Origin of the sequence: Pediococcus pentosaceus ATCC 25745 (assembly GCF_000014505.1) — a bacterium.
Lineage (GTDB): Bacteria > Bacillota > Bacilli > Lactobacillales > Lactobacillaceae > Pediococcus > Pediococcus pentosaceus.
Genome location: NC_008525.1, coordinates 348,593 through 367,169 on the forward strand (window position 1 = coordinate 348,593; position 18,577 = coordinate 367,169).

Here is an 18,577-nt window from a genome sequence, read left to right on the forward strand (position 1 = left end):
GAAATGATTTTGAAACAAATCGCTAAGTATTTTCAATTTGATAAATTGAAAACAAACTATAAAACAGAAATTATTGCTGGGATTACTACTTATATTTCAATGGTCTACATTATGTTCGTTAATCCGAACGTTTTAGGAGCATCTGGGATGGATAAGGGAGCGGTCTTCACCGCAACAGCATTGGCTAGTGCCATTGGTTGTTTCCTGATGGGGATTATCGCTAATTACCCAATTGCTTCAGCACCTGCTTTAGGAATTAATGCATTCTTCGCTTATTCCGTGGTTATTGGGATGCATGTGCCTTGGCAAACGGCTTTGGCGGGCGTTTTCGTAGCTTCCTTAATCTTTGTTTTAATCACCGTTTTTAAACTACGAGAATTAATTATTAATGCGATTCCAGTCGATTTGAAGCATGCTATTTCTTCAGGAATTGGATTGTTCGTGGCTTTTCTAGGTTTGAGCCAAGGTGGAATTGTGGTTGCTAACAAATCTACGATGGTTGGATTAGGTTCATTCTTAGTTCCTTCCACATGGTTGACCGTCTTTGGGTTGGTTGTGACAATTTTCTTGATGGTTCGCAAGGTGCCAGGGGCTATTTTCGTGGGAATGATTTTAACAACCGTCTTTGGTTTATTGACTGGTTTAATTCATGCACCAGCACACATTGTTTCAGCTGCACCAAGCTTGAAACCAACTTTCTTGACAGCTATTTCACATGTTGGGGATATTAATACTCTCCAACTTTGGGTAGTAGTCTTGACTTTCTTGCTGGTAACGTTCTTTGATACAGCCGGCACATTGGTTGGTTTGGCTACTCAAGCAGGATTTATGAAAGACAATAAGATGCCGCGCGTAGGGAAGGCATTGATGTCTGATTCAGCTTCAATGTTGACTGGATCATTATTAGGTACTTCTCCAGTGGGGGCTTTCGTTGAGTCTTCAGCTGGGATTGCTGTAGGTGGACGTTCTGGCTTTACTGTAGTTGTGACAGGAATTATGTTCCTATTAGGACTCTTCTTCTCACCATTGTTAACCGTCGTTACTTCACAAGTTACCGCACCTGCATTAGTGATTGTGGGGGTATTAATGGCTCAACAAACTCGTGAAATTGCTTGGGATAAATTAGAAATTGCTATTCCAGCTTTCTTAATTATCATTGGAATGCCATTAACATATAGTATTTCAGATGGGATTGCATTAGGATTTATTACTTACCCCATTGCCATGATTGCTGCTAAACGTGGCAAAGAAGTTCATCCATTAATGTACGCACTATTCTTTGTATTTATTGGTTTTATTGCTATTTTAAATGCATAAGTATAAAGTTTGAAAATAATCATTTATAATAAGAGCTATGCTTTAAGGCAGTTGGATTAAAATAAAAATTCAACCCTTGGACATAGTTCTTTTTTTAATTTATGAGGTGATTTAATGGCAAAAAAAAGAAAATTTTATGCGGTAAAAAAAGGACGAAAACCAGGACTTTATTTAACGTGGGATGCAGCCAAACAACAGGTTGATGGTTTTGCAGGAGCGGTATATAAAAGTTTTTTGACCAAGGCAGAAGCTGAGGAATGGATGGCAACAGCTTCTAGAAAGACCACTAGAAAAGTATCAACGCAGACTCCATCGACTGTGACCCCTTCCATTATTCTTTACACTGACGGCGGTTCACGTAACACTGGTAATGTCCGTGGAGGGCATGTCCGTAAAGAAGATGTAGCTGCGTGGGCTTTCTTAATCCAAAAAGATGGTGAAAGTATTTCTGGATCCAATGGGGAATTCGGAGCTACCAACAATCGAATGGAAATTATGGCTTTAATTAACGGTCTCCAAAAAATAATCGACCGCTATGGTGAAAAAGCAGCGGTATTAGTGGTAGCTGATTCTAAATATGTTTTGGACGCAATTCAAAGAAATTGGTTAAGTGGATGGCAACGACGAGGTTGGAAGAAAGCTAACGGTGAAATTGTAGCTAATAAAGAACTTTGGCAAGCGGTAGCTAGCATTCTAAAACGAATGCCTAACCTAGAGTATCGTTGGACTAAGGGACATGCTACGAATGAGGGGAATGTTTTTGTGGATCAATTACTAAATAAAACCATGGATAGAATGTTACGGGAACCAACCGAATTTGAAGCACCCAAAAAAGCCGTTTCTAATCCTAAACCTAGTTTAGCGGTTCAAGATTCAACGGCTGATTTTGAGCAATTAGGGCTATTCCATAACCAACAAATTAGTGACGATTAAGTTCAAGGGTAATATTTTGATTATCAGTTTGAGAAGCAACAGCACTGAAACCAACTTGTTCAAGTAAAGTACGAGCAATGGTGTTGTTTTTCAAGGCAGTGGCAAATAACTTTTCGAGTCCTAATTCTTCAAAACTGAAAATGGACATCCGCCGAAGAACTTCACTCATAATCCCCTTATGTTGTTGATTTCGAAGAATTTCAAAACGTACGGAAGCTGATTTCTGTGCTTGATCAAAGTCCCAGATGCAAAATGTCCCTAAGAATTCATGGGTATTTTGGTCCGTAATCCCCCAAATTAATGCTTCATTATTCATGACCAAACGCATCATTTGGTTAACGTAGGTAGTTGTATCCTCAATAGTTGCATCAATATCACGATCACTAGCTTTAGCGATTTCTGGATCGTGACGCAACTCAAAAATGTCACGAACTTTTGAATGTGTAAGCCAATCTAAGGCAAAATGTTCGGTAAGGATTGGATGATATAGTTCAAATTTATTCATAATTGGGCTCCTTGTTTTTTAATCTTTCCTTTACTTTACACTAGATTTGAAAAAAACTGAATGAAAAAGGGACGATGGCATTCATAGCATGTCATCGTCCCTTATTTTTTGATTATCTTTGTTGTTGTTTCATAAAATCATTGATACGTTTTAAGTCATCATCAGTTGGTTTGTAGGAATTTTCCTTGATTCGGTGTAGTTTTTCAACCGACAAATGTGCCCCAAATGCTACATCAGCATCTGTTAGATCATTTTTCTTTTGGCAGTTGATGATTTTTGCTGCTAGTTCTGTCACATCATTCATAATGAATTCCTCCATAAGCTCTTCATCTATAGTTAAAATCGTACCACAATTTTTACAATAAACCTAGGAATTATATTGTCAAAACGCTGAATTTATCCCAGTTTAAAAAAGTTGTCGATATTCGTTTTCGAAGAAGCTATCTTTAGCATATACCAATGAAATCGGACGCGTAAGGTCTAAACCTTGAATTTTGAGTAATGCGAGTTTTTTAGATTCTAATTCCGCTTGGATTAGAGATTGGTACATGAAACTGACCCCGGTCGTTTCTAGGAGTTTAATAATACCAGTGGAACTTCCCAACTCTAGCACTTGCGCAAAATCTTCCTTGTAGATGTTAAAAGAACTGGCCCAATCGGTAAAAATTGAGCGGGTACCTGAACCTTCTTCACGAAGTAAAAGAGGTTCCGAAAGTACTTTTTCAAGTGCTAAGTTTTTTTGATTGGCGAGAGGGTTACTTGAACGTGTGACGGCTACAAATTTTTCGTGGGTAACGATTTGGCTACCATATGCATGTTTATCAAAGTTTCCTTCTAAAACAGCAAAGTCTAAAGTACCTTCATCGATTTGAGATAAAATATCGCGCGTGTTTGAAACGATACATTGAATATTGTGATATTTTTTTCGCCAATTTTGGATTAAAGCCGGAGCGATAAGGATACTAACCGAATGCGTTACCCCAAACTTAAGATTGGTTGTCGAAATCGGCTGGCGTAATTGGGTTAATAATTTATCTTCTTGGTGTTGAGTAGTTTCAATGAAATGAGCCAGTTGCTCACCTGCACTGGTGATTTCTAAACGAGGATGGTGATATTCAACTAATTTTAGTTGTAGTTCATCCTCTAAGCTTTTAATTTGTTGAGAAACTGCAGGTTGCGTGATGAATAATGCTCGGGCAGTTTTAGTATATGATTTATTTTTACAGAGTAGTGCAAAAGTGGCGTAACGATTATCTAGCATCTTTTTTGTCCTTATAAGTTTAATTTATAAACCAATTATAAAACATAATTATATTTTATCTACCATTTTTGATACGATATTAAGCGTGAAGTTAAGAGATAGGAGAGAAGAAAGATGACTCGAATGATAAAAGATTCAAGTTTTTGGGTAGCTATATTAGTTACATTGCTTTGTGCAACAGCAGGATCGCTATTGGCGCAATTGCCTTACTTTAGTTTAATTGGAGCATTGGTAATTTCGCTGGTGTTAGGGATGTTTGTTCAAGTTAGCCCAGCAGTAGTTGAGCGTTCTAAAAAAGGTACTGGTTTTATTTCAAACAAGTTTTTGCGTTTAGGTATTATTTTATTAGGTTTTAAATTAAACTTGGTTGATTTAGCCGATGCGGGTGTTAAAACCATTCTATTAGCTATTTTCGTGGTTACATTTACAATTTTAGGTGTGTATACCTTGGCTCGTAAATTTGGTGTGGATTCTGATCTAGCAATCCTAGTTGCCAGTGGTACTGGTATTTGTGGGGCAGCAGCCGTAATGGGGGTTTCACCACAGATTCAAGTTCCTGAAGACCAACGTGAATTGAAACAAGAAAATGAGGTAATGGCCATTGCGGCGGTTGCCATCTTGGGAACGTTATTTACTTTTATTGAAATTGGATTGAAACCCATGCTTCACTTAACTCCAACTCAATTTGGGGTGGTAGCTGGTGGATCACTTCATGAAATTGCCCATGCGGTTGCTACCGGTGGAGCAGGTGGTCCGGTTAGTTTGGATACGGCGATTATTACTAAGTTATCTCGTGTTTTACTGCTAGCACCTGCTGCGTTAATTATTGGCTTTTGGCACCGTAGCCGTACAAATATAGATCGCGAAAACGTTGTTCGTGGGAAATTACCGATTCCATGGTTCATGGCGGGCTTTATTTTAGCTAGTGTAATTGGAACTTTTGTACCTTTAGGCGCAACTGTACTAGGCTGGTTAGTTAAATTTGCATACCTCTTCCTAGGAATGGCCATGGCTGCTTTGGGAATGTCCGTAAACTTCCGTGTTATTTTCAAACGTGGAAAAGGTGCATTTTTAGCTGCTTTCTTAGGTTCAATTGTATTATTGATTTTCGTAATTATTGTAAGTAAATTATTCTTCTAAAAAAATAAAAAACGAATTGATGGATTTGCGAAAAGGAGCAGAATCATCAATTCGTTTTTTTAATGACTTAAAATCGTCATCATGATGGGGACCATTACCAGAGAAAGCAGCGTGGTTTCAGTTACCATGATTGACGCAAAATCTGCGTCAGCATCGTAAAGTTGGGCAACTACTGGGGCATTGGTCATCACAGGCATGCAAGATTGTAAAATAAATACTTCTTTCATCATCATGGGCATGTGGCTTGGTAATACAAGTAAAGCCATGATGATTGGAGCGAAAATAAATCTTCCGGATAAGACACCTAAATTGTCTTTTTGGAAACGCATGTTTTTCAAACCAGCGTCATAAACAGAAATACCAATGAATAACATGGAGAGTGGGATGGTTAATCCGCCAAGATAATTAAAACTCGACATTAGAAAATTAGGGAGTTTGATGTTTAAGACAATGAGGACAATTCCAATCATAAAACCTAATAGCGGAGCGGAAAAAATCTTTCGTAAAGCATCTTTAAAATTCATTTGAACGTGATTGGAACTATCACGTTGAATGAAGTAGACGCCTAGTGTCCAAAAAATTGTGGTATTTGCCATATAATAAACGAGGACATAGGGAAGACTTTTATCACCAAAGATAGCTAGATTAATCGGTAAACCTACAAAAACGGTATTGGAATTGAAGAACATTGACATAAATAGTCCATGTCTCTTAGGATCAACTTGAATAATCCGAGCCACCAACCATGAAATTCCCATTAAAATAAACATTGATAGTACAGGATACCAAAGGTTAGGGAGCAGTTTAACTAATTCACTCTTAGTAAAATCTTTAGTAATCGAAACAATCATGTATGGCGGGAGGGCCACTTGGGTGACAATTTTGGCGATTAATTTTTTGGAACTTTCAGAAAACCAATGGAGCGAAGCGAGGTAGTAACCGACAGCAACCATGACAATGATTACTAAAACGCCTTGAATACTTTGTAATAACATAATTAAAAAATCCCTTCACAATTGTTTAACTACTATTCTAACTCAAAATTAATGGTAAAATTACATTTAGTAAATAAAATGGAGGACATTAAAATGGCATTTATTCAAATTCCACATGACATGACAGAACTACGGATTATGATGGAACAACTAAAAGAAATGGGTAAAGAGGCTAATGAGGATCAACTTATCGAACAAGCAGTGGTCGATAACGCGCAACAGTTGTTAGATGAAGCGCTTGATGGACACTACTTTACCTGTAAGTTAGAAGATGGAAAATTAGTCGTTTATGATGTGATCAATTTACCAACTGGAAGTATCGAACCATTAGGTAAAAACTTTAAGGAAGACTTTATTACTGACGCGGATAACCTTTGGATTCATCTTTCAAGTAATTTAAACCGAATTGCGGGCGGACGTTAGTTAATAGGAGGAACCGATGAGTATTCAATTAATTGCAAGTGATATTGATGGAACTTTTTTGAATGACCAACGTGATTTTGATCATGCTCGTTTTCAAGCACAACTTGATGAACTTAATCGACGTCACATTAAATTTGTGGTTGCGAGTGGTAATCAAATGGCCCACTGCCAAGAGGTTTTTGCCGACGTAAAGGGCGACATGACTTTTGTGGCTGAAGATGGGGCTTTGACGATGGAACAGGGAAAAATTTTGGATGATAATCCGCTGAAACCCGCTTTGTTGAGGGATGCAATAGAATATTTATTGACTACGCCAGCCTTTAAAGACGCTAAAATTATTCTTTCTAGTCAACATCGGGCGTTCACTAATATGGAAAAGAGTGGTTCCGACTGGTCTTCGAGTGCTTATTTCTACAGCCAGCTTACAGCCGTTGATCATTTTAAAGATATCACGGATCCAATTTATAAAATTGATACGCATTGGACCAATCTCGAAGATGTTCGAGAACAAGCCGCAATGTTGAAACGAGACCTTGGAGGAGATTTAGGAAGTGTGATGAGTGGTTTCAATGGAATTGATATTACAATGCCACATGTCACTAAAGCATACGGTCTCCAACAACTTCAAGAATTATGGAAAGTTTCGATGGATGAAACGATGGCCTTTGGGGATACCCAAAATGATGAAGCTATGTTAAAACATGCCCGCTTGGGTTATGCGATGAAGAATGCAGAACAAGAAGCACTCGATGCTACTGATTTAATTACACCGCTGGATAATAATGATAGTGGTGTATTGGATATGATCGATCGAGTGCTTAGTGGTGAGATTGCATAAAACCATGTAAAGTAAATTGGTCGAATCAAATAGACATACTTTAAAAATATCTTGACATTTCCGATTATTCTCAGTATGATTAGTGAAAATTAAATCGAGTCGCTTTAAGTTAATCCAGAGAGGTTAACAAGCTAGCAGAGTCGCCATCAACAGGTGGAGTGGACGCGGTTAGCGCCGGCCCATACCAACTTGTTGGTGGCTTTTTTTGTACCCAAATAGCGATATCGAAAAATTAAAAAGGGGATTCTTGATTATGAATGACGAACTTCGTAGTAAAATTATCCAGCAACTACTTGATTTAAAGGCGGTTTCGATTTCACCCAATGCACCGTTTACTTATGCTAGTGGGATGAAATCACCCATCTATACTGATTTACGAATGACGATTAGCAAGCCAGTTCTACGTTCAGATATTGCTAAAGGATTAAGTGCAGAAATCAAAAGAGCTTATCCTAACGCTACAGTAATTGGTGGGGTCGCAACAGCGGGAATTCCGCACGCTGCATGGGTGGCTGAAGAATTAGGCTTACCATTAATCTACGTTCGTTCCAAACCCAAGGATCATGGAGCTGGCAAACAAATTGAAGGTCAACTCAAAGCTGACGACCAAGTAGTTTTAATCGATGATTTGATTTCGACGGGTGGCAGCGTACTTAAAGCGGTTGAAGCAGTTTGTAAAGAAAAGATTCAAGTGATTGGAGTTGCTTCAATTTTTAGTTATGGTTTACCGGATTCAACTAAGAATTTTTAGTTATGGTTTACCGGATTCAACTAAGAATTTTGCAGAACAAGATACTGAACTACTTAGTTTGCTCAACTACAATCAAATGGTGGATTATCTTCAAACTAGCAATGCCTTATCCGCTGAGGAAGTAGCTTCGGCTAAGGAGTGGCATCAAGATCCATGGAATTGGAAAAAATAGAATAACACTTTGTTTCAATTAAATCGGTTTCCCGAGAGGAACCAATTGAATCGGCTTTTTAAGCTACTCCCAAGCGAGACGATTCGATTGGTGAGTAGCTTTTTTTATAATAATTTAGGAGGAAAAATAATGAATATGCATGACTTAACCACTGTAGAAAGCTTTAGTGAAGAGGACGTATTACATAAAATTCGGTTAGCTGAGGAATTTAAGAATGGTAAGACAATTGAACTTACACGACCGGTCTATGCAATGAACTTATTTTTTGAAAATAGTACCCGAACTCATACTAGTTTTGAAATGGCAGAAAGTCGTCTAGGAATGCGACTCCTTGAGTTTGAAGCTAAAACTAGTTCAGTTACTAAAGGGGAAAGTTTATTGGATACGGTTAAGACAATTGATGCAATTCAGACGGATATTGCAGTCATCCGTCATCCGCAAAACGATTATTATAAACAACTGCTAGAAGCCGATTTGAATATTAGTATTGTCAACGGAGGCGATGGAAGTGGACAACATCCCTCACAATCATTACTCGACATGATGACCATTTATCAAGAATTTAACCACTTTGACGGTTTAAAAATTGCGATTGCCGGAGATATCGCACATTCCCGAGTGGCCCGCTCCAATGCAATGCTATTAAACAAGCTGGGTGCAGAAGTTTACTTCGCCGGTCCTGAAGCATGGATGGCCGAAGATTTGAAGGCTTATGGAACCTTCCTACCAATTGACGAATTAGTAGAGAAAGTGGACGTCATGATGTTACTCCGAATTCAAAATGAACGTATTTCTCAAGATACCGCAATTAAATTTGAACCACACGAATATCTCCAAGAATATGGATTAACCTTCGAACGAGCCGATCGAATGCAACCAACTGCTATCATTATGCATCCCGCCCCAGTTAATCGTGGTACAGAAATCGAAAGCAGCTTGGTTGATGGAGAAAAATCAAGAATTTTCAAGCAAATGACTAATGGTATGTACATGCGCATGGCAATTTTAACGGATGTATTAGAGGCCAAGGGATTGATTAAGGGAGGATTGCATTAATGAAAGTTTTACTTAAAAATGCCCGAGTAATAAAAAGTCATCAAGTGCAAAAAACTGACGTCCTTGTGGAAAACGACCGAATCACTCAAATTCAACCCGAAATTAACGTTGAAGCTGAACAAATCATCGATGTAAAAAATCAACTTTTAATGCCAGGACTGGTGGATATCCACGTTCATTTTAGAGACCCGGGCCAAACGGATAAAGAAGATGTAGTTAGTGGCAGTGCTGCAGCAGTTAAAGGCGGATTTACGACAGTATTAACTATGCCTAACGTTGATCCTGTCCCTGATACACCCGAAAAAATGACAGCGATGGTAAAACATAATCAAACTGCTGGTAGTCTTCATATCGGACAATACGGGTCCATTACTAAAAAACGGACAAGCGAAGAATTGGTTGATTTTAAAGCTTTAAAAGAAGCTGGTGCGGTAGCTTTTAGTAACGATGGTAACGGCATTCAAACTGCCGAAACCATGTATCAAGCAATGCTTCAAATTAAAGAAGTGGGGCTACCACTGGCTGCGCATGTAGAAGATGAATCGCTAATGCAACACGGGGTGATGAATCAAGGAACGGTAGCCGAAAAATTGGGTTTACCAGGTATTTCAGAATTGGCAGAGACAGCTCAATTAGCACGGGACCTTGAAATTGCGCGTAATACAGGCGCTCATTATCACGTTTGTCATGTTTCAAAAGCTCGAAGTGTGGAATTAATTCGCCGTGCTCAGCGAGACGGCGTCCATGTTACCGCAGAAGTCGCACCTCATCATTTATTTCTTGATGAAACGATGATTTCGATGGATAACCCCATGATGAAGATGAATCCGCCACTACGAACCTTGGAAGATCGGCAGGCACTCTTAGGGGGGCTGCTAGATGGCACAATTGGTATGATTGCAACGGATCATGCTCCGCACACGGTGAAAGATAAGGCTGGATCGATGAAGACCGCCTCTTTTGGAATTACAGGGTTAGAAACAGCTTTCCCACTACTCTACACTAAGCTGGTTAAACCGGGACTTTGCACGGTAGAACAACTAGTGGAATGGATGAGCATTCAACCAGCTGAAATTTTTAACCTCAAGGCAGCTGGGCAATTGGAAGTGGGAGATGTAGCTGATTTAACGGTAATGAATGTTGAAGATGAATATGAAATTAAAGAAGCAGATTTTGCTTCAAAGGGAATCAATTCTCCGTTTATTGGTCAAAAGGTTTATGGACAGACACAACTGACCATGGTTGCTGGAAAAATTGTATATCAACGGGAAGGGTAATTTAAAATGAAACGTTATTTAATTTTGGAAGACGGTACTACATATGAAGGAAAGGCGATTGGAGCCAATCGTGAAAGTATTGGAGAGCTAGTTTTTAATACTGGGATGTCAGGATATCAAGAATCGATTACCGACCAATCATATAATGGGCAAATTTTAATGTTTACCTATCCGTTAATCGGAAATTATGGCGTTAATCGAGATGATTTAGAATCCGTTAAGTCAAGTTGCTTTGGAGTAGTAGTCCATGAGGTGGCACGTCGAGCAAGTAATTGGCAAATGAATATGAGCTTTGAAGAGTTTTTAGCATATCAAGATTTGCCCGGTATTAGTGGAGTGGACACGCGAGCAATTACTCGACATATTCGCGAACATGGAGCGATGAAAGCAGCCTTAGTTAATGAAATTTCAGACGCTAAGTTTGAAAAATTTCATGCAACTGATTTGATACAAAATCAAATTGAAATTAGCTCAACTCATAGTCCGTACCCTAATCCAGCCAACGGTCGTAAAGTCGTAGTAATTGATTTTGGACTCAAGTATTCCATCCTACGTGAACTTGCTCGTCGCGACTGCAACGTAATGGTACTTCCATATAATGCTACGGCAAAAGAAGTTTTAGCTTGCAATCCGGATGGGGTGATGTTTACTAATGGACCTGGTGATCCGGAATCAATGGATGAAAGTGTTCTAGAAATGATTCGCACAGTGGAGGCTGCGGTTCCAGTCTTTGGGATTTGTATGGGACACCAACTTTTTGCCCTAGCAAATGGTGCTAAGACAACTAAGATGAAATTTGGACATCGCGGTTTTAACCATCCAGTTCGCAACTTAGCAACGGGACGAATTGATTTAACTTCCCAAAACCATGGTTATGCGGTCGAACGTGCTTCCATTGCAAACACTGACCTTGAAATTACCCACGAAGAAATTAATGACGAAACCGTTGAAGGACTCAGACATAAACAATATAAGGCTTTTTCCGTTCAATTCCATCCAGATGCTGCACCGGGTCCTCATGATGCGGACTACCTTTTTGATGATTTTATGGAAATGATTGATGAAGCTAAACAAACCCAGGAGGACAAGTAAACATGCCTAAGAGAGAGGATATTAATAAAATTTTAGTACTCGGTTCTGGACCCATCATTATCGGTCAAGCGGCTGAGTTCGATTATTCTGGAACTCAAGCTTGTCTTTCCTTAAAAGAACTCGGATATCAAACGGTTTTAATTAATTCCAATCCAGCAACAATCATGACCGATACGGATATTGCCGATAAAGTTTACATTGAACCATTAACCTTACAATTCGTTTCGCAAATTTTACGTAAGGAATTACCAGATGCTATTTTGCCAACCCTAGGTGGTCAACAAGGATTGAACATGGCAATGGAATTATCTGAAGCTGGAATTCTGGACGAACTTGGAATTGAACTGCTTGGTACGAAATTAGATGCCATCGATCAAGCTGAAGATCGGGAACGTTTCCGAGCTTTGATGAACGATTTGAATGAACCAGTTCCTGATTCAGGAATCGCAACGACGGTGGAAGAAGCAGTTAGCTTTGCGGATCAAAGTGGTTATCCAGTAATTGTACGTCCTGCTTTTACCATGGGTGGAACTGGTGGTGGAATTGCACAAGATGAAGCTGAACTACGGAAGATTACCGCCAACGGTTTAACTCTTTCACCAGTAACTCAAGTTTTAATTGAACAAAGTATCGCCGGACTAAAGGAAATTGAGTTTGAAGTTATGCGAGATAGTGTTGATAATGCCATCGTAGTATGTAACATGGAAAACTTTGATCCAGTAGGAATCCATACTGGTGACTCAATCGTTTATGCTCCCGTTCAAACGTTAACAGATCGTGAAGTACAGATGCTACGGGATGCTTCACTAAGTATTATTCGAGCATTGAAGATTGAAGGAGGCTGTAATGTACAGTTAGCTCTTGATCCAGCCCAAGATCGTTATTACGTGATTGAAGTTAATCCTCGGGTTAGCCGTTCGAGTGCCTTGGCCTCTAAGGCGACAGGTTATCCGATTGCTAAAGTTGCTGCTAAGATTGCGGTTGGATTGACCCTAGATGAAATTTTAAATCCAGTTACCGGAACTACTTTAGCTGAATTTGAACCGGCCTTAGACTACGTAGTTTGCAAGATTCCTCGTTGGCCATTCGATAAATTTGTTCGGGCAGATCGGCGTTTGGGTACTCAAATGAAAGCTACGGGCGAAGTAATGGCGGTAGGGCGTAACGTTGAGGAAGCAACCCAAAAAGCAATTCGTTCTCTTGATATAGATATTAATTATATTGGCGATGAAGAACTCGCCGATTTAAATGAAGCAGACTTAGTCGATGGCATTATTCATGCGCGTGATGACCGGATTTTTTATCTGTATGAAGCAATTAAACGTGGATATTCTGTGGATAAATTAGCTGATCTGACTAAGATCAACGTTTACTATTTGGATAAATTATTGCACATCTACGAAATCGAACAGGAACTAATTGCTACGCCATTTAATGCTGATGTTCTTGAGTTAGCTAAAAAGAATGGTTTCTCAGACGAAGTTATTGGCAAAATGTGGAAAACTAACGAAAAAGAAGTACGAGCATATCGTGAACAGATGGGGTTATCACCTGTTTATAAAATGATTGATACTTGTGCCGGTGAATTTGAATCTCAAACTCCGTATTACTACAGTACCTACGAGCTAGAAAATGAAAGTATTGTCTCGAACCGCAAGTCAATTGTAGTACTAGGTTCAGGCCCAATTCGAATTGGACAAGGGGTTGAATTTGATTATGCTACAGTGCATTCGATTCAAGCCATTCGCCAGATGGGTTATGAAGCCATCGTAGTTAATAACAATCCAGAAACAGTCTCAACTGATTTTTCAATGTCCGATAAATTGTACTTTGAACCCTTAACTGTGGAAGATGTGATGAACGTTATTGACCTAGAAAAGCCGGAAGGAGTAATTGTTCAATTCGGTGGCCAAACAGCAATTAACTTAGCTGAACCACTCGCTGAACGAGGAATTAAAATTTTTGGTACAACTGTGGAAAACGTTAATCGGGCCGAAGACCGGGATGAATTCAATAAGCTAATTCAGGCTAATGGTATTCGTCAGCCTCAAGGACGTACGGCGACAACAACATCTGGAGCAATCGAAGCCGCAGAATCAATCGGTTATCCAGTTTTAGTCCGTCCTAGCTACGTTCTGGGTGGACGGGCAATGGAAATCGTTCATGCCAAAGAAGAACTTGAAAATTACATGAAGAATGCCGTTAAGGTTTCCCATAACCATCCGGTTTTGGTTGATCAGTATTTAGTTGGTAAAGAGTGTGAAGTTGATGTAATCAGTGACGGTGAGAACGTTGTGATTCCAGGAATTATGGAGCATATCGAACGTTCTGGGGTACATTCAGGAGATTCAATGACGGTTTATCCTGCGCAAACTCTTTCTCAAAAGGTCCAAGATGAAATTGTGAAAGTTTCTATCAAATTAGCTCAATCGCTCGAATGTATCGGATTGATGAATATTCAATTCGTGGTTCATAATGACGAAGCTTATGTCATTGAAGTTAACCCACGTGCAAGTCGGACGGTTCCGATTATGAGTAAGGTTACTGATTTACCAATGGCTCGCCTTGCTACGCGTGCCATCTTAGGTGAAAGTTTGGTCAATCAAGGTTTGAAGCCCGGGTTGCATCCAGCTGGTGAAATTATTCATGTGAAAGCACCAGTCTTCTCCTTTACTAAGTTAGATAACGTAGACAGTTTATTAGGACCTGAAATGAAATCTACAGGAGAAGTCATGGGAAGTGACCGTACTATGGCGAAGGCGCTCTATAAAGCGTTTGAAGGCGCTAAAATGCACATGCCAGACCATGGTAAAGTCTTAATCACGGTTAAAGATGAAGATAAGGGAGAAGCCATCGATTTTGCCCGACGTTTTTGGGAACTAGGTTATCAATTGGTTGCCACTAAAGGAACTGCTCAAACACTTGCAGCACATGGTCTGAAAGTTGAGACGGTTGGTAAGATGACTGAAGAAAATAACATTGTAGACCGAATTCACGATCATCGCATTCAAATGGTGATTAATACCATTTCAGACAGTACTACTAGTGCTGCCGATGGAATCAAAATTAGAAGTACCGCATTAACCTATGGAGTACCACTTTTTACGGCATTAGATACCGTTGACGCTATTTTACAAGTGCTTGAATCACAAGCTTTTACAACATTACATCTTTAGGAGGAAAACAAATGGATCGCTTAGAAACGACAATTGCTGGAGTCAAGTTAAAAAGCCCGGTTATGAATGCTAGTGGGACGGCTGCATATGGACAACAAATGGCTAAAAATATTGATTTAAATGAACTGGGAGCATTCGTAATTAAGTCGACAACTATGGAGCCGCGTGCAGGCCATCCGTGGCCAACTACTGCGGCCACCACTGGAGGCTGGCTGAATGCGGTCGGTTTGAAGAATCCTGGTATTGAACATGTTTTAGCTTACGAACTCCCTTGGTTAGCTGAAAATTATCCGGATCTTCCCATTGTTGGAAGTATTGCTGGTTCTAATCCGGATGATTATGTTGAAGTAGCTAAACGCATGGCGACCGCCCCGAATGTGAAGTTCATTGAAGTTAATATTTCATGTCCTAATGTTGCTAAAGGTGGTCTGGCATTTGGTACTGATCCAGTTGTAGTTGAAGATATGACCCGGCGCATCAAAGCGGTAGTTCCTAATAAACCCGTCTTCATGAAGTTAACCCCGGGAGTAACTGAAATTGTTCCCATTGCTTTAGCTGCTGAACGGGGCGGTGCAGATGGCTTAGTAATGATAAATACCTTAATGGGAATGGAAATTGATTTAGAAACTAGAAAGCCACGTCTTTCCAATGGGACGGGCGGTCTTTCCGGAAAAGCGATTCATCCCATCGCAGTTCGCATGATTCATCAAGTACGCGAAGTAACTAATTTACCAATTATTGGGGTTGGAGGGGTATTTTCTGCTAAAGATGCGTTAGAATTAATGGTAGCTGGAGCAGGGGCTGTTCAAGTTGGATCAGCAAATTATGGTAATCCACATGCTTGCCACGACATTATTCAAGGCTTAGTTCCAGCAATGGATCAATATCACTTTAACAACATTGCGGAGTTTAGCTCCGAGAAATAAGCGGAGGTTTAGTAGTGACTGAACGAGTAGAATTTAAACCAACAAGTATTGATGATTTAAGTAGCCAATATGATGTAATTATTATCGGAGCTGGGAGTACGGGTTTAACCAGTGCTCTAGAACTGACTGAGTTGGGCAAAAAAGTGGTTGTCCTAGAGAAGATGGAGAAGCCTGGTGGAAACTCTATGCGGGCATCTTCAGGGATGAACGCCGCTGAAACAGCAATCCAAAGGCATGAAGGGATTATCGATAGTTATGAATCCTTTTATGAAGATACATATAAAGGTGGCGGCAAACAAAATGATGTCGAAATGTTGAAATATTTTACAAGTCATGCGGATTCTGCCGTTGAGTGGTTAAAAGAACATGATGTTGTTTTAGATGAAATCACTTTGACCGGTGGAATGAGTGTGAAGCGGGCCCATCGCCCTAGTAGCGCCCCTGCAATTGGTGGATATTTAATCCACCAACTACTAAATCAGTTAGCTGAAGAAAAGGTTCCAGTAGTTTGTGGAGCAACGGTTAGGGAAATTGATTGTGGGGATAATCATCAATTTAAAGTTGATTTTGCCGACGCCCAAGGCTCAAACCATTTACTTAATAGTGCAGCAATCATTCTAGCCACGGGTGGTTTTGCTGCTAGTGATGCTTTAATTAAAAAATATCGTCCCGATCTCGTTCACTACAAGACAACTAATCACCCTGGGGCGACTGGCGATGGATTACAATTAGCGGAGAATTTAGGTGCTCAATTGGTAGATATGGACCAAATTCAAGTTCATCCCACCGTTTACCAAGATGGAGACCATGCATTCTTAATTGGTGAAATGGTACGTGGGGAAGGCGCAATTTTAGTTAATCAAAGTGGTCATCGCTTTGTAAACGAACTAGACACACGTAAAGTTGTAACGGATGCAATTAACGCTCAAACCCAACCAGATGCCTATCTGATATTTAATGCAGCGTTAGCTAAAAGAGCCAGTGCGATTGGTTTTTACGATCACATCGGTCTAGTTCAACATGGTGATCATATTGATGAGTTAGCGAAGACTTTGGGATTACCAGTTGCTAATCTAAAAGAAACGATGCAGCAGTGGAGTGATGTGGTTGCTAAGCGTAAGGATGAAGCATTCGGAAGAACTATGGGTTTGGTTGATGGTTTTGAAGAAGGTCCTTATATGGCAATTCATATTGCACCAGCTATTCACTATACGATGGGCGGACTCAAAACGTCTGCTAAAGCCGAAGTTTTAGATAAAAAATTTAAACCCATCAAAGGGTTATATGCCGGTGGGGAAGTTGCTGGTGGATTACATGGAAACAACCGTATCGGAGGTAACTCAATCGCCGAAACAGTGGTTTTTGGATTGCAAGCTGCTCGCCAAGCATTCAAAAATTTATAATAGATATTATGTACAAATATATATATAACCAAATTAAAGGTAAGATTTTGTTAAATGTTCCAATTGACAAGGTCTTGCCTTTTTTAGACAATCAATATAAATATGCTTTTTTTATAATTATTATTAGTACAATAATTTTTGAAGAGTAAAACTTTTGTAAAGGAGAAAACTTTGAGAAGAAAAATCATTTCTTTAGGAATGTTGATTGGATGCATCTTAATCTTAGTTGGTTGTGGACAAAAACAACCACAAACTAAGATTCCTAAAGCAGACGCCGATTATTTAACCATTACAACGCAGTATCATAAAAACAAACAAAACATCGAATTGTTACATAATTTTTTAAAAGATTCAATGGTTCAAAAAGCTGGTATCTACACGAATTTTAATAATAATCAAAAAAAATCCGATAATGCCACGGGACATGATATGTTATCTGAATCATCAGGTTTATGGTTAGAATACTTGGCGCAAACTCATCAAAATAAGGCTTTTCGGGAGTTCTACAAAAATACCAAGAAATATTTTGATCAAGGTCGGCAATTTAGTTATCGCATCGATGGTAAGACTAAGAAAAAGTCCGATGTGAATGCTACGCTGGATGATTTAAGAATTATTCGTGCTTTACAAATTTATGCGCAAAATAATAATAGTAAAAAATATCGACACGAAGCGGCTGAACGGTTTGCTATGCTACAAACGACAAGCATTCAAAAAGCACGGGTACTTAATTTTTATGATGTACGTACTAAAAAAGCTAGTAACGAAAGTTCTTTAGCCTACTATGATTTGGCTACCCTAAAGTACTTTGAATCTGTATCTAAAAAAGAGCGGGGATATTATCGAGAACAATTAAAGCTAGTTGAAAAAGGATATCTGGGAGATATTTTTCCTTTGTACGCTCCGAGCTACAACTGGAAAACAAACCAATATGGCACGAAAAATCTGAATACTTCAGAAGCTTTGATTACAGTCCTGCATTTGGCTGAAATTGGTAAGATGAAACCTGAAACAGTCAGCTGGTTAAAAATGCAAATTGATAATAAGAAGTTATATAACAGTTACACTACTGCTGGAGCAATCGAGGACCATGACCAATCAACAGGTAATTATGCTATAGCAGCAATGATTTTCGCCAGAAATGGTGATCGTAAATATTATCAAAAGGCCATGAACTTGGTTTGGGATGATCAGGTTCGAAATAAGAATTCAAAAATTTATGGGGCATTAGGTGATACAAAAGATAATGACGCTTACTCATTTAATAACCTATTGGCATTGTTAACATCGCAATACTAAAGGATGGGATGAA

General features: G+C 39.3%; 16 protein-coding genes and 1 pseudogene. 13 read left to right on the plus strand and 4 right to left on the minus strand.

Annotated elements, in window-relative coordinates; genetic code table 11:
- Window positions 1–9: 9 nt before the first annotated feature.
- Together PEPE_RS01495 and PEPE_RS01500 are read left to right on the plus strand one after the other, a co-directional pair.
- The gene (locus PEPE_RS01495; RefSeq protein ID WP_002832732.1) at window positions 10–1,317 is read left to right on the plus strand and encodes an NCS2 family permease; all 1,308 of its coding nucleotides are present in this window, start codon (window positions 10–12) and stop codon (window positions 1,315–1,317) included.
- Window positions 1,318–1,431: 114 nt separating this feature from the next.
- Window positions 1,432–2,250 carry a ribonuclease H family protein gene (locus tag PEPE_RS01500; RefSeq protein ID WP_011672992.1) on the plus strand — a complete coding sequence of 273 codons (819 nt, stop codon included), beginning with the start codon at window positions 1,432–1,434 and terminating at the stop codon, window positions 2,248–2,250.
- On the opposite strand, the gene PEPE_RS01505 is transcribed toward PEPE_RS01500, so the two are convergent.
- The 3 genes from PEPE_RS01505 to PEPE_RS01515 form a co-directional block, all read right to left on the minus strand.
- Window positions 2,237–2,755, minus strand: coding sequence for a GNAT family N-acetyltransferase (locus tag PEPE_RS01505; protein ID WP_011672993.1), 519 nt, complete (start codon window positions 2,753–2,755; stop codon window positions 2,237–2,239). The two genes, PEPE_RS01500 and PEPE_RS01505, sit on opposite strands and share 14 nt — an antisense overlap.
- 112 nt (window positions 2,756–2,867) lie before the next feature.
- Complete coding sequence (locus tag PEPE_RS01510) at window positions 2,868–3,059, minus strand: LBP_cg2779 family protein (protein WP_011672994.1); 192 nt, start codon at window positions 3,057–3,059, stop codon at window positions 2,868–2,870.
- A 102-nt stretch (window positions 3,060–3,161) separates the two neighbouring features.
- Window positions 3,162–4,016 (minus strand): LysR family transcriptional regulator, encoded by an 855-nt coding sequence (locus PEPE_RS01515; RefSeq protein ID WP_011672995.1) that lies wholly within the window; start codon window positions 4,014–4,016, stop codon window positions 3,162–3,164.
- A 114-nt stretch (window positions 4,017–4,130) separates the two neighbouring features.
- On the opposite strand from PEPE_RS01515, the gene PEPE_RS01520 reads away from it, so the two are divergent.
- Window positions 4,131–5,156, plus strand: coding sequence for a YeiH family protein (locus PEPE_RS01520; RefSeq protein WP_011672996.1), 1,026 nt, complete (start codon window positions 4,131–4,133; stop codon window positions 5,154–5,156).
- A 59-nt stretch (window positions 5,157–5,215) separates the two neighbouring features.
- Here the strand turns inward: PEPE_RS01520 and PEPE_RS01525 are convergent, their stop codons facing one another.
- On the minus strand, window positions 5,216–6,151 hold the full coding sequence (locus tag PEPE_RS01525; RefSeq protein ID WP_011672997.1) for an AEC family transporter: 936 nt from the start codon (window positions 6,149–6,151) through the stop codon (window positions 5,216–5,218).
- Window positions 6,152–6,244: 93 nt separating this feature from the next.
- Between PEPE_RS01525 and PEPE_RS01530 the strand changes: the two genes are divergently transcribed.
- From PEPE_RS01530 to PEPE_RS01575, 10 genes and pseudogenes are all read left to right on the plus strand, one after another.
- On the plus strand, window positions 6,245–6,574 hold the full coding sequence (locus PEPE_RS01530) for a hypothetical protein (RefSeq protein WP_002832740.1): 330 nt from the start codon (window positions 6,245–6,247) through the stop codon (window positions 6,572–6,574).
- Window positions 6,575–6,590: 16 nt separating this feature from the next.
- Window positions 6,591–7,412: a Cof-type HAD-IIB family hydrolase gene (locus PEPE_RS01535; protein ID WP_011672998.1), complete on the plus strand. Its 822-nt coding sequence runs from the start codon at window positions 6,591–6,593 to the stop codon at window positions 7,410–7,412.
- Window positions 7,413–7,665: 253 nt separating this feature from the next.
- Window positions 7,666–8,335 (plus strand): annotated as a pseudogene (pyrE, locus tag PEPE_RS01540) (orotate phosphoribosyltransferase).
- A gap of 129 nt (window positions 8,336–8,464) precedes the next feature.
- A complete protein-coding gene (locus PEPE_RS01545) occupies window positions 8,465–9,391 on the plus strand; it encodes an aspartate carbamoyltransferase catalytic subunit (RefSeq protein ID WP_011672999.1) in 927 nt (308 codons plus the stop codon).
- Entirely contained in the window at window positions 9,391–10,668 is a 1,278-nt protein-coding gene (locus PEPE_RS01550; RefSeq protein WP_011673000.1) for a dihydroorotase, read from the plus strand. The genes PEPE_RS01545 and PEPE_RS01550 overlap by 1 nt, the downstream gene beginning before the upstream one ends.
- Window positions 10,669–10,674: 6 nt before the next feature.
- The gene (locus tag PEPE_RS01555; RefSeq protein WP_011673001.1) at window positions 10,675–11,760 is read left to right on the plus strand and encodes a carbamoyl phosphate synthase small subunit; all 1,086 of its coding nucleotides are present in this window, start codon (window positions 10,675–10,677) and stop codon (window positions 11,758–11,760) included.
- 2 nt (window positions 11,761–11,762) lie between these two features.
- Window positions 11,763–14,936 (plus strand): carbamoyl-phosphate synthase large subunit, encoded by a 3,174-nt coding sequence (carB, locus tag PEPE_RS01560; RefSeq protein ID WP_011673002.1) that lies wholly within the window; start codon window positions 11,763–11,765, stop codon window positions 14,934–14,936.
- Window positions 14,937–14,947: 11 nt separating this feature from the next.
- Window positions 14,948–15,862 (plus strand): dihydroorotate dehydrogenase, encoded by a 915-nt coding sequence (locus PEPE_RS01565; RefSeq protein WP_002832748.1) that lies wholly within the window; start codon window positions 14,948–14,950, stop codon window positions 15,860–15,862.
- A 14-nt stretch (window positions 15,863–15,876) separates the two neighbouring features.
- Window positions 15,877–17,265: a flavocytochrome c gene (locus PEPE_RS01570; RefSeq protein ID WP_011673003.1), complete on the plus strand. Its 1,389-nt coding sequence runs from the start codon at window positions 15,877–15,879 to the stop codon at window positions 17,263–17,265.
- Between the two features lie 171 nt (window positions 17,266–17,436).
- Window positions 17,437–18,564, plus strand: coding sequence for an LptM family lipoprotein (locus tag PEPE_RS01575; protein ID WP_011673004.1), 1,128 nt, complete (start codon window positions 17,437–17,439; stop codon window positions 18,562–18,564).
- Window positions 18,565–18,577: the final 13 nt, after the last annotated feature.